Here is an 11,848-nt window from a genome sequence, read left to right on the forward strand (position 1 = left end):
ACTACTCCTGCGCCTGTTCAAAAGTAGCGATAACGCGGTCAATATGCGCCTTCATCGCCGATCGTGCTGCTTTAGCATCGCGTTTTTCGAGGGCATTCAAAATGGTCAGGTGCTCATTTTCCGAAACGTGGGGCATATCACTTGGGGTGTAATGGGCCTGCAGCATTTTAAACATGCTGCCATAGCGATGCCCCAACAGGTGGCCGATGATAAAACCATAAGCGGGGTTGCCGCTGGCCTGAGCAATGCGGATATGAAACAGACGATCGCCGGGGTGGGTGCGTGATTGCACCTGGTTATCTTTGCAATTCTGCAAATAAGCCTCGCGTATTTGTTCCAACTCTTGCTGGCTGGCATGGCGTGCAGCCAGTGCAGCCGCCTCAGGTTCAATCAGCCGCCGCGCCTGTAGCAATGAAAAGGGCGGCAGTTCTGTGGAAAAATCCAGCTTGATGCCTAGCTCATCATCCGGTTCGTTCCATTGGTCGCGTCCGGCTTGCATCATCACCGGCTCCTGCGAACCCGATCGCGCCTTTACAATCACGCCATTACCGACTTTCACATCCACTAAGCCAATCACTTCAAGCGCAATCAGTGCCTCACGAACTGACGCCCGGCTCACCTGTAATTGTTCAGCTAAATCACGTTCAGCGGGCAGGCGGCTGCCAGGCGGAAATTCATTGTTATCAATTAGCTTAATAAGCTGGTCGGCTATCTGTCTGTAAAGCCTTGGGTTTTCCATTTTTTTTATCGGCATGCTACTGCTACCTGTGAAATAAATTAAGTGACCCGATGCACAAAAAAACCTCAACAAACTTGTCAATGTTACGTGTTTGTCAATAAAAAGTAATACGCCAGCGAGGAAGTGACCAGCGCTTTTGTTAGGCATAAACGCTAAAAACTTCGCCTTTAATGGCCTGACCATTAGATCTTTATACCAGAGAGGATGCAATGAATTTACACGGAAAACGCGTGTTAATCACCGCGGCCGGGCAGGGAATTGGTTATGCCAGCGCACGCTATTTTGCCGAGCAAGGGGCAACGGTAACAGGCAGCGATATCAACATCACCGCTCTCCAGGATCTACCTGGCGTTGCAGCTTACCGGCTGGATGTGACGGATCGCGCGGCCATCAGCGCAGCAGTGCAAGAAATCGGTCCGGTGGATGTGCTGTTTAACTGTGCAGGTGTGGTGCACAGCGGCAATCTGCTGACTTGCTCTGAGCAGGAGTGGCAATTCGCACTCGATCTTAACGTCACCGCCATGTTTCACATGATTCAGGCGTTTCTGCCTGGCATGCTGGCGCAGAAAAAAGGGTCAATTATCAATATGTCGTCAGTGGCTTCCAGCGTGAAAGGGGTGGCAAATCGCTTTGCTTACAGTGCCACTAAAGCAGCGGTGATCGGCCTGACACGCTCAGTCGCGGCGGATTTTATTGCTGATGGCATTCGTTGTAACGCCATTTGTCCCGGCACGGTGGATTCTCCCTCGCTGCGCCAGCGCATCGCGACACAGGCACAGTCTGAAGGCAAAAGCGAAGAGGCGGTGTATGCCGCTTTTGTTGCTCGTCAGCCAATTGGACGCATCGGCACGGCAGAAGAGATCGCGTATCTCGCCGCTTATCTGGCCTCGGATGCCAGCAACTACACCACCGGCACTGCACAAGTTATTGATGGCGGCTGGAGCAATTAACACAGGAGTAAGTCATGAAATTAGTTCGTGTAGGTGAAGTGGGTAAAGAACGTCCGGCAATGGTGGATGAGCAGGGTGAACTGCGCGATTTGTCGCAATACATTGATGATATTGCAGGTGAGACATTACTGCCTGCGTCACTGGAAAAGCTACGCCATCTGAACATTCTTGAGCTGCCCAAGATAGCCGGTCAGCCCCGTATTGGCGCCTGTGTGGGTCAGATTGGCAAATTTATCTGCATTGGCTTGAACTACGCTGACCACGCTGCAGAAACCGGGGCTGACATTCCGCAGGAACCGGTGGTGTTTAGCAAATGGACCAGCGCGGTAGTAGGCCCCAATGATGCGGTACGTATTCCGCGTGGTTCCGTTAAAACCGATTGGGAAGTGGAACTCGGCGTGGTGATCGGTAAAGGCGGAAGCTACATCCGGGAAGAGGATGCGCTGGCGCATGTGGCGGGCTACTGCGTGGTAAACGATGTCTCCGAGCGGGAATATCAAATCGAACGGGGCGGTACCTGGGACAAAGGCAAAGGCTGTGACACCTTCGGTCCTCTCGGCCCTTGGCTGGTCACGGCGGATGAAATCGCCGATCCCCAACAGTTAGATTTGTGGTTGGAAGTGGATGGCAAGCGCTATCAAAACGGAAATACGCGCACCATGATTTTTTCTGTCGCGTACATCATCAGTTATCTCAGCCAGTTTATGAGTCTGCAACCGGGCGACGTCATCTCCACCGGCACCCCGCCGGGCGTGGGAATGGGGCAGAAACCGCCGGTCTATTTGCGTCCCGGACAAACCATCACCCTGGGCATTGCTGGCTTGGGCGAACAGCGTCAAATCACCGAGGGTTCAGCACAATGACCAAACTGACGGCAATGCGCGTTGAAGACATTCGCTTTCCCACTTCAGCACATCTGGATGGCTCGGATGCGATGAATCCCGATCCTGATTATTCTGCCGCTTATGTGATTATTGAGACCGATAACGCCGCGATCAGCGGGCACGGTCTGACGTTCACCATCGGACGCGGCAATGAAATTTGCTGTGCCGCTATCCGCGCGCTGGAGCATTTGATCGTCGGACGCCAGCTCGAAACCATTACTGCTGATATGGGGCAATTCTGGCGCGACATCACCAGCGACAGTCAGTTGCGCTGGATTGGTCCCGACAAAGGTGCCATCCATCTTGCCACCGGCGCGGTGGTCAACGCGGTTTGGGATCTGTGGGCAAAATCGCAGGAAAAACCGCTGTGGCGACTGGTGGCGGACATGTCTCCAGAGGAACTGGTGCGCTGTATCGACTTCCGGTATCTCACCGATTGCATCACGCCGGACGAAGCGCTGACGCTCCTGACAGCGCAGGCTGCGGGCAAAGCGCAACGCATACAACAGTTAGAGCAGGAAGGTTATCCCTGCTACACCACCTCAGCGGGTTGGTTGGGCTATGACGATGACAAATTGCGTCGGCTCTGCCAGCAGGCTGTCGATGCCGGTTTCTCGCATATCAAGCTGAAAGTCGGGCGCGATCTGGAGGATGACAAACGCCGCGTCAGGATCGCACGAGAGGTGTTGGGGCCGGATCGTCAACTGATGATTGATGCCAACCAGGTGTGGGAAGTGAATGACGCGGTGGATTGGGTACAGCAACTGGCGTTCGCCAAACCCTGGTTTATTGAAGAACCGACCAGCCCGGATGATGTGGAAGGCCATCGCAAGATTCGTCAGGGAGTCGCGCCAGTTAAGGTGGCAACCGGTGAAATGTGTCAGAACCGCATTCTTTTCAAGCAATTCATCATGCGTGAAGCGATCGATGTGGTGCAGATCGATGCCTGTCGTTTAGGCGGCGTCAATGAAGTGCTGGCCGTGATGCTAATGGCGGCAAAATATCAACTGCCGGTGTGTCCACACGCCGGTGGGGTGGGGCTGTGTGAATACGTCCAACACCTGTCGATGATTGATTTCATCTGCATTGCGGGCACACATGAAGGCCGGGTGATTGAGTATGTCGATCATCTGCATGAACATTTCCTTCATCCCTGTGAGATTCGCGGAGCTGCCTACCTGCCACCACAGGCGCCGGGTTTTTCCATCGAGATGTTCCCTGCCTCGATCGATAAATACCGCTATCGCGCACAAGGAGCCTAAGAGTGCGAATCGATGCACATCAGCACTTCTGGCGATATCAGGCGCAGGATTATCCCTGGATCAGCAAGCAAATGGGGACGTTGCAGCGCGATTATCTTGCCGACGATCTGTCCCCTTTGCTGACCGGGCAGCAGTTGCAGGGATCGATCGTGGTTCAGGCGCGGCAGTGCCCACAAGAAACGACGCAATTGCTGCAATGGGCGGCTGAGTCTCAAGCCACGCAGGCGGTGGTGGGATGGATTGATATCACGGCCAGCGATCTGCATGCACAGTTGAATGCGGTGCAGCATCCGCTTCTGCGAGGATTCCGCCATCAGGTGCAGGATGAGTCGGATCCCGCAGCCTGGCTGCGACAATCCGCGGTGTCAGCAGGCATGGCACTGTTACAGCAGCAGCACTATGTGTGGGACATGCTGGTAACCTGGCGTCATCTGCCGGAATTAACCGCCTTTGCAGCCCAGCATGATAAGCACTGGCTGGTGCTCGATCATCTGGGCAAGCCAAATATCACCTCAGGCGCAAAAGTTTGGGGCGCGCAAATTGCGGAATTGGCCGCGATGCCACACGTGGTGTGCAAGCTTTCAGGCTTAGTGACGGAAGCACCCAGCGGGCAGTGGAAGAGCGCACAACTGCGTCCTTTCATTGAGGAAGCACTGGCGCGATTTGGTCCACAACGTTTGATGTTTGGGTCTGACTGGCCGGTTTGTCTGCTGGCTGCAGAATATGACGAGGTTGCCCAACTCACTCAGCAGGCCATTGGCACGTTGTCGCAGGATGAACAGGCCTGGATTTGGGGGAATACCGCTGCGCAGGTCTATCAATGCTCAGGAGAAGAACATGAATCTGTTTTTACAGGATAAGGTCATCATCGTAACGGGAGGGGGCTCGGGTATCGGTGCGGCGATCTCATCGTTACTGGCTGAAGAAGGCGCGATTCCGGTAATGGTGACCAATACCCCACCAGATGAAATCTGGTTGGCAGCATTACGCCAACGGCAGCCTCAAGCCACAACGGTCATTGTGGATCTCTGTGACGAGGAGAACTGTCGATACGCGGTGGAGACGGTTCAGCAACAGTTTGGCCGGATTGATGGTCTGGTGAATAACGCCGGGGTGAATGATGGCGTGGGCTTAGACGCTGGACGTTCTGCCTTTGTGGCTTCACTGGAGAAAAACCTGATCCACTACTATCAGATGACGCACTTCTGTCAGTCGGCGCTGGAGAGTAGCCAAGGGGCGATCGTCAACATTGCGTCAAAAACAGCGCTAAGCGGGCAGGGCGGCACCAGTGGTTACTGTGCTGCCAAGGGCGCGATTCTCTCCCTGACGCGGGAATGGGCGGTGTCGCTGCGTGCCAGTGGTGTGCGGGTGAATGCGGTGGTGCCTGCTGAAGTGATGACGCCACTGTATGAACGCTGGATTGCCACATTCCCTGAGCCAGAGCAGGCGCTCAACAATATCACGCAACGCATCCCTCTCGGCCAACGCATGACCACGCCGGAAGAGATTGCGAACACCGTAGTGTTTTTACTGTCGGCACGCGCATCCCATACAACCGGTGAGTGGCTGAGTGTGGATGGCGGCTATCTTCATCTTGACCGGGCGCTGTCATGAGCGGCGCCACGCAGTTTCATTATCTGGCGCTGGATTTGGTGGATTCGGCGGAAAAAATCGCGGAATACCAGCGGCTGCACCAGCAAATTTGGCCTGAAGTCATCACGCACTTGCGCCAGCACGGCGTGGTAAACATGGAAATCTATCGGCTGGGCAACCGCCTCTTTATGGTGATGGAGGTGCATCAACACTTTGATGCAGAGCAATTTGCCGAGGCTGCGCAGCGTAATCCTGATATTCAGCGCTGGGAGGCGTTGATGTGGCAATTTCAACAACCTACACCCTGGACACCCGCAGGTGAAAAATGGGTGGCGATGGATCGAATATTCTCTTTGCACGACCAATAAATAACAACGCTTACCCTACAGTACGCTACGAGGATATAACCATGTCTACAGAACAAGTCGGGACGCCGAATAATATCGGTGTCGGGGGCGCTATTAGCCTACGTTGGGCATTTATGCTCATTACCACGCTGTTTTTTATGTGGGGTGTGTCATATGGCCTGTTAGATGTATTAAATAAACATTTTCAGGAAACACTGCATGTGACCAAAGCCCAGTCGGGGTTATTACAGGGAGCCTATTTTGGTGCTTATTTCCTGGTAGCCATGCCCGCTGGCTATTTTATGAGCCGCCATGGTTATAAAGCCGGTATTTTGGCTGGGTTAGCTCTGTATGCCATTGGCGCTCTGCTGTTTGTACCTGCCGCAATGGTCAACAATTTCATGATGTTTTTGTTTGCGCTGTTTGTCCTGGCTTGCGGACTAGGCTGCCTTGAGACAGCCGCCAATCCCTATGCGACAGTACTTGGGGACGCGAAAGGCGCTGAACGTCGCCTGAATTTGGCGCAATCATTTAACGGCTTGGGGCAGTTTGTCGGGCCGATGATCGGCGGGACGCTATTTTTTAGCCACGCCAGCGCAGATGAGGCACAAAATACCGTCAAAATAACCTATGTGGTTATCGCCTTTGTGGTCATCGGGATTGCGCTGTTATTTAAACGCACGGCATTACCGGATATTCGCGAAGCGGAAGACACAAGTCCAAAACATGCGGGTCAATCGTTATGGCAACATAAACACTTTGTAGGTGGTGTGATTGCGCAGTTCTTTTATGTGGCCGCGCAGGTGGGTGTCGGTGCCTTCTTTATCAATTACACCACTGAACACTGGCATGGCGTCACGAATCAAAGTGCCGCTTATTTGCTGTCTGTGGGCATGGTGTGTTTCATGCTTGGGCGTTTCTTCTCAACCTGGTTGATGGGCCGAGTTTCACCTGCACTCATTCTCGCCGCGTATGCATTAATTAATATTGTGCTTTGTGCGGTGGTGATGCTGGGTATAGGGGATGTGTCCGTCGTCGCGCTGGTGGCCATCTTCTTCTTTATGTCCACCATGTTCCCGACCATATTTGCCATGGGCGTGAAGAACCTCGGTCCGGCAACCAAACAAGCCAGCTCCTTTATGATTATGGCCATTGTCGGGGGAGCGATTATGCCGTGGTTTATGGGGCGCATTTCCGATACCTCCAGCACCGCACTGGCCTATGGTCTGCCGCTGGTGTGCTTTGTCGTGGTGCTGGTTTATGCGCTGAGTCAGCGTAAGAGCTAGCGCTTTCAAATGTCATTTCTACCGCCACCTGATAGTGGCGGTTATCCTTTTTTAAAACTTTCCTGCCTTTTTGTATCCCACTGTATCTCCTCACCACACACATACATCCCGTTGCATAACCCGTTATTCTGCAAACATCACCTATACATGGGCGTGGTCTTCTATACACATCAACCGTGTCTGAGGAGACAACACCATGTTCTTATTACGCCAAACTCTGCTTGCTGCACTGGTCATCACCGCCACCAGCTCTGCCTTTGCTGCTACCCCAACTGAAGCGGAATACGCTGCCGCCTTTAATACCATTCATCAGGTTAAGGCCGGGGTGCTGAATGTTGGATATGTCGATATCGGGCCACGCGATGGTCAGGCCGTCATTCTGCTGCACGGCTGGCCGTATGACATTCAAAGCTATGCCAACGTCGCGCCGCAGTTAGCCGCCAAAGGCTATCGCGTTATCGTGCCTTATTTGCGTGGATACGGCAGCACGCGCTTCCTGTCAGATAACACGCCACGTAACGGTCAGCCTTCGGCACTGGCGGCGGATACCGTGGCGTTGATGGATGCACTGGGCATCAAACAGGCGGTATTTGCTGGCTTCGACTGGGGGGCTCGCACGGCGGACATCGTGGCGGCACTGTGGCCGGAACGTGTGAAATCGCTGGTATCCGTCAGCGGCTATCTGATCAGCAGCCAGGACGTGGGCAAGAAAGCCTTACCTCCGCAAGCAGAGTTGCAATGGTGGTATCAATTTTATTTCGCCACTGCGCGTGGTGAACAAGGTTATGCGAAAAATACTCATGATTTTGCCAAACTGATCTGGCAGCAAGCCTCACCGGGTTGGAAATTTAGTGATGCCACCTTTAACGTGAGTGCGAAAGCACTGGATAATCCAGACCAGGTCGCGGTGACCATCAGTAACTACCGCTGGCGTCTAGGCCTGGAAAAAGGTGAGCAAAAGTATGATGCTTATGAGAAAAAGCTAGCCACCTTGCCCGTGATCAGCGTGCCGACGATTACGATCGAAGGGGATAACAACGGTGCGCCGCACCCCGCGCCACCAGCGTATCGCGCGAAATTCAGCGGCAAGTATGAGCATCGTACCTTTACCGGCAATATTGGACATAACCCGCCAGCAGAAGATCCGCAGGCGTTTGTCAAAGCGGTGGAAGATGCCGCTGCGCTGTAACCGCGAATTTTTTAAGGGCCGGCACATGAGTGCCGGTCTTTTTTGCGTAGGTTGGAAACAGGAGGTTGTTTTGGAGCACATTGATCACATCCTGGTGGTAGATGATGACCGGGATATCCGTGAACTGATTACCGATTACCTGATCAAGTCAGGTTATCGCGCCACCGGCGCCGCCAATGGTAGAGAGATGCGTGCGATGTTATCGGCCAATGCCATTGATTTGGTGATCCTCGATATTATGATGCCCGGCGATGATGGGCTGACGCTGTGTCGTCAGCTACGCAGTGATACGCAGCGCAACTTACCGATTTTAATGCTCACAGCCCGCAGTGAGGATACCGATCGCATTCTCGGCCTGGAAATGGGGGCGGATGACTATCTGGTCAAACCCTTTGTCGCGCGTGAACTGCTGGCGCGCATTAAAGCAATTTTGCGCCGCACTCGCGCCTTGCCGCCTAATCTGCAAATTACCGAGGTTGGTCGTATTATCGCCTTTGGCGACTGGCAACTGGATACCTCTGCCCGGCATCTTATTGATGATGAAGGCGTGATTGTGGCACTCAGCGGAGCAGAGTATCGTCTGCTGCGCGTGTTTCTTGATCATCCACAGCGGGTATTGAACCGCGACCAACTGTTGAATTTGACCCAGGGCCGCGATGCCGAACTGTTCGAAAGATCCATTGATCTGCTGGTGAGTCGCTTGCGGCAGCGTCTGCGTGATGATGCGCGCGAGCCTGCCTACCTCAAAACGGTACGCAGCGAAGGGTATGTGCTGGCCGCACCAGTGATCATCAAAGAGACGCATGAATGAAACTGTGGCCGAGATCATTACTGACTCGTCTGCTGATCATCGTCCTGGGCGGATTATTGCTGGCGAATGCCACCACCCTGGTGAGCTTGATGGTTGAACGCATGAGCAGCGCCAAAACCGTGATGCTGGGCAACCTTGAATATGACGTCGCAACCAGCGTCGCCATTCTTGATCGTCTGCCTGCGCCTGAACGCCCCAGTTGGTTGGCAAAACTGGAGCGCGGCAATTATCGCTATCAATTATCGGCAGGCTTACCAGGGCCTTATCCCAGCAGTTGGCGTGCGCGGGATGCCGTGCGCTCGTTACAGGAGAGCCTTGGCGGGCGCTATCAAATGAGTATTCATGCGATTCCTGGGACGCGTGAGCATATTCAGGTGCACCTGACACTCCACGATGGCGCACCCTTGACGCTGGATCTGTGGCCGCGTATGCCCGCCATCGCCCGCTGGTTACCAGCAGTGCTGATCGGCCAACTGCTGCTGTTGCTGTGCTGTGCCTGGCTGGCGGTACGGCAAGTGGTGCGTCCTTTTATGCGCTTTACCCAAGCGGTCGAAGGGCTGACACCGGCATCAAACCGTGCGCAGATGATGCCTGAAAGCGGTCCCGATGAAGTGCAGCAGGCGGCACGCGCCTTTAATGCGATGCAGACGCGCATCCAGGATCATCTCAAAGAGCGCGCGCAGATTCTGGCCGCGATCTCACACGATCTGCAAACCCCCATCACGCGTATGAAACTGCGGGTGGAGATGTCAGAACAACCGGAGCTGCGCGATAAATTGCTGGGCGACCTCGATAACATGAGCCGTTTAGTGCGAGAAGGAATTGCCTACGCACGCTCATCGGAAGTGTTGGAGGAGGCGCGGCAGGTTGTGAGTCTGAATGCCTTTCTCGACAGCATTGCCTGCGACTACCAGGATATCGGCAAAGCGGTCAGCTTTACCTCCTGTCGCGGCGAGGACCGTTTTGCCGTTCGCCCGCAGGCCCTGCGCCGCATCATGACCAATCTGATCGATAACGCCCTAAAGTTTGGCAGCGAAGCGCAGATGGTGATGAACGCCCCGCAGGGGGATCAAGTCGACATTCACGTGCTGGATAATGGCCCCGGTATTCCCGAAGCGGAACTGCAGGCGGTGCTGGAGCCCTTTTACCGGGTGGAGAGCTCGCGCAATCGTCACACCGGCGGAACCGGATTGGGTCTGGCTATCGCCACGCAGCTGGTGAGCCAGATGTCTGGCGGCCTGCATTTATCCAATCGGGTTGAGGGGGGACTCGACGCACATATCACGTTAAAGCAAACCGATTTGTAGCCTTTTGTATCTGCACCGCCTGTACACATACAGACTGACAATACGGGCGGTGCCAGACACTTCGTGAACACAACAGCCTGGTTAAATGAGCGCACGTGCTAAAGCACGCAACCCATTAACCCCTGTCACGAGGTTCCCAATGACACTTCTAATTGCTTTCTGCGCAGGCATGTTGACACTGCTCAGCCCCTGTACCTTACCCGTTATTCCTTTTGTGTTCGCGAGCGTACGCGGACAAAAAGGACAGTTGCTGGCGTTATTGAGCGGCATGGTGATGATGTTTACCGCCGTGGCACTGCTGGTCACGGTGACCAGCCATTGGGTCGCCAGCGTGACCGCAGCGGGAAGGTGGATCGCACTGGCCTTTTTAGCCGTGACGGCACTGACCTTACTGTCATCGCGCCTGGCTCAGTATGTTACTCAACCCTTTGTAGCGTTAGGCAATCGCATGAATGATGCCAGCCAACGCCGACGCGGTTTAGTCGCGGCAGGGTTGGCGGGAATGGCAACGGGCATGTTGTGGGCACCCTGTGCGGGGCCAGTATTAGGCGCGATTCTCAGCCTGGAGGTGGTGGGAAAAGATCCCGTCTCGGTTGGTCTGCTACTGGTAGCCTATGGCAGCGGTGCCGCACTGATGCTGGCGCTACTGTTTGTGGCGGGGCGTGGACTGGTGATGCGATTACGGCCAGGCCTGGCACTAACCAGCCGTTTACGCCAGGTAGCAGGGGGATTGATGCTGGCTGCCGTGGTGTTGATCGCCAGCGGCGCGCAAGGGCAGTTACAAAGTGGCCCCGCGTTTGCGCAGCGTCTGGAGCAGCGGCTCAGTGAATGGGGGCCACAGCCTGCGACGAAACCCCGCCTCGAACCGGTGGTGATGCCACAAACCCGCAGTACGCTGCCCTCACTGCAAGGCGGCACCGCATGGCTGAAAGGTGTCGCTATCACCCCGGAAACGTTAAAAGGCAAAGTGGTGCTGGTGGATTTCTGGACCTACGACTGTATTAACTGTCAGCATACCTTGCCGCATGTGCGTGACTGGGCCAATAAGTATCAACCCGAGGGCTTGGTAGTGGTAGGCGTTCATACCCCGGAGTATCCGTGGGAACGCGACGAGAAAGCGGTGAGTCGTGCAATTAAACAGTGGCAACTGCCGTATACCGTGGTAGCGGATAACAACTACAGCATCTGGAATCGCTTCGGTAATCAATACTGGCCCGCCCATTATATTTTCGACGCGCACGGGCAGTTGCGATACACCGCGTTTGGTGAAGGTCAATATGCGGAACAGGAGCAGGTGATTCAGCAGTTGTTAAAAGAGGCGCGGACGTAAGGAGGGCGACATGGCTTCAGGCAATATGCCCTTTTTGACAACTCGCACTGAAGCGGATGAGCAGGCTGGGGCCGCACCGGGGCAGGCATCCGCAGCGCTGAGCTGAGCGAGTATGCCAGGAGAGCCCGCAGGACGCGGGCGAAAGGTGGT

The 11,848-nt window shown here is 54.7% G+C and carries 12 protein-coding genes; 11 read left to right on the plus strand and 1 reads right to left on the minus strand.

The window, feature by feature from the left end; translation table 11 throughout:
* Position 1: 1 nt before the first annotated feature.
* Positions 2 to 754 (minus strand): FadR/GntR family transcriptional regulator, encoded by a 753-nt coding sequence (locus PSSD_RS18695; protein WP_058973250.1) that lies wholly within the window; start codon positions 752 to 754, stop codon positions 2 to 4.
* Positions 755 to 948: 194 nt separating this feature from the next.
* Here PSSD_RS18695 and PSSD_RS18700 point away from each other — a divergent pair, with 194 nt between their 5' ends.
* From PSSD_RS18700 to PSSD_RS18750, 11 genes are all read left to right on the plus strand, one after another.
* Positions 949 to 1,689: an SDR family oxidoreductase gene (locus tag PSSD_RS18700; protein WP_058973251.1), complete on the plus strand. Its 741-nt coding sequence runs from the start codon at positions 949 to 951 to the stop codon at positions 1,687 to 1,689.
* Positions 1,690 to 1,703: 14 nt separating this feature from the next.
* The gene (locus PSSD_RS18705) at positions 1,704 to 2,552 is read left to right on the plus strand and encodes a fumarylacetoacetate hydrolase family protein (protein WP_058973252.1); all 849 of its coding nucleotides are present in this window, start codon (positions 1,704 to 1,706) and stop codon (positions 2,550 to 2,552) included.
* The gene (locus PSSD_RS18710) at positions 2,549 to 3,835 is read left to right on the plus strand and encodes an L-fuconate dehydratase (protein WP_058973253.1); all 1,287 of its coding nucleotides are present in this window, start codon (positions 2,549 to 2,551) and stop codon (positions 3,833 to 3,835) included. Before PSSD_RS18705 ends, PSSD_RS18710 begins: the two co-directional genes overlap by 4 nt.
* A 2-nt stretch (positions 3,836 to 3,837) precedes the next feature.
* A complete protein-coding gene (locus PSSD_RS18715; protein ID WP_058973254.1) occupies positions 3,838 to 4,695 on the plus strand; it encodes an amidohydrolase family protein in 858 nt (285 codons plus the stop codon).
* Complete coding sequence (locus tag PSSD_RS18720) at positions 4,673 to 5,449, plus strand: L-fucose dehydrogenase (protein WP_039333117.1); 777 nt, start codon at positions 4,673 to 4,675, stop codon at positions 5,447 to 5,449. The genes PSSD_RS18715 and PSSD_RS18720 overlap by 23 nt, the downstream gene beginning before the upstream one ends.
* A complete protein-coding gene (locus PSSD_RS18725) occupies positions 5,446 to 5,796 on the plus strand; it encodes an L-rhamnose mutarotase (RefSeq protein ID WP_058973255.1) in 351 nt (116 codons plus the stop codon). The genes PSSD_RS18720 and PSSD_RS18725 overlap by 4 nt, the downstream gene beginning before the upstream one ends.
* A 41-nt stretch (positions 5,797 to 5,837) precedes the next feature.
* Positions 5,838 to 7,061 (plus strand): L-fucose:H+ symporter permease, encoded by a 1,224-nt coding sequence (fucP, locus tag PSSD_RS18730; RefSeq protein ID WP_039333113.1) that lies wholly within the window; start codon positions 5,838 to 5,840, stop codon positions 7,059 to 7,061.
* A 196-nt stretch (positions 7,062 to 7,257) separates the two neighbouring features.
* Entirely contained in the window at positions 7,258 to 8,250 is a 993-nt protein-coding gene (locus PSSD_RS18735; protein ID WP_058973256.1) for an alpha/beta fold hydrolase, read from the plus strand.
* A 70-nt stretch (positions 8,251 to 8,320) separates the two neighbouring features.
* Entirely contained in the window at positions 8,321 to 9,061 is a 741-nt protein-coding gene (locus tag PSSD_RS18740) for a response regulator (protein WP_058973259.1), read from the plus strand.
* Positions 9,058 to 10,368 (plus strand): ATP-binding protein, encoded by a 1,311-nt coding sequence (locus tag PSSD_RS18745; protein WP_058973257.1) that lies wholly within the window; start codon positions 9,058 to 9,060, stop codon positions 10,366 to 10,368. The genes PSSD_RS18740 and PSSD_RS18745 overlap by 4 nt, the downstream gene beginning before the upstream one ends.
* Positions 10,369 to 10,507: 139 nt before the next feature.
* The gene (locus tag PSSD_RS18750) at positions 10,508 to 11,698 is read left to right on the plus strand and encodes a cytochrome c biogenesis protein/redoxin (protein ID WP_058973258.1); all 1,191 of its coding nucleotides are present in this window, start codon (positions 10,508 to 10,510) and stop codon (positions 11,696 to 11,698) included.
* Positions 11,699 to 11,848 lie beyond the last annotated feature (150 nt).

This window comes from Type-D symbiont of Plautia stali, from assembly GCF_001485335.1.
In the GTDB taxonomy this organism is placed as follows: Bacteria; Pseudomonadota; Gammaproteobacteria; order Enterobacterales; family Enterobacteriaceae; genus Pantoea; species Pantoea vagans_C.

What these genes read in the sequence shown, in the direction of transcription:
- PSSD_RS18710 (WP_058973253.1), top strand. Translation starts at nt 2,549, where the DNA reads ATGACCAAACTGACGGCAATGCGCGTTGAAGACATTCGCTTTCCCACT.
- PSSD_RS18700 (WP_058973251.1), top strand. Translation starts at nt 949, where the DNA reads ATGAATTTACACGGAAAACGCGTGTTAATCACCGCGGCCGGGCAGGGA.
- PSSD_RS18735 (WP_058973256.1), top strand. Translation starts at nt 7,258, where the DNA reads ATGTTCTTATTACGCCAAACTCTGCTTGCTGCACTGGTCATCACCGCC.
- fucP (WP_039333113.1), top strand. Translation starts at nt 5,838, where the DNA reads ATGTCTACAGAACAAGTCGGGACGCCGAATAATATCGGTGTCGGGGGC.
- PSSD_RS18720 (WP_039333117.1), top strand. Translation starts at nt 4,673, where the DNA reads ATGAATCTGTTTTTACAGGATAAGGTCATCATCGTAACGGGAGGGGGC.
- PSSD_RS18750 (WP_058973258.1), top strand. Translation starts at nt 10,508, where the DNA reads ATGACACTTCTAATTGCTTTCTGCGCAGGCATGTTGACACTGCTCAGC.
- PSSD_RS18705 (WP_058973252.1), top strand. Translation starts at nt 1,704, where the DNA reads ATGAAATTAGTTCGTGTAGGTGAAGTGGGTAAAGAACGTCCGGCAATG.
- PSSD_RS18745 (WP_058973257.1), top strand. Translation starts at nt 9,058, where the DNA reads ATGAAACTGTGGCCGAGATCATTACTGACTCGTCTGCTGATCATCGTC.
- PSSD_RS18725 (WP_058973255.1), top strand. Translation starts at nt 5,446, where the DNA reads ATGAGCGGCGCCACGCAGTTTCATTATCTGGCGCTGGATTTGGTGGAT.
- PSSD_RS18695 (WP_058973250.1), bottom strand. Translation starts at nt 754, where the DNA reads ATGCCGATAAAAAAAATGGAAAACCCAAGGCTTTACAGACAGATAGCC.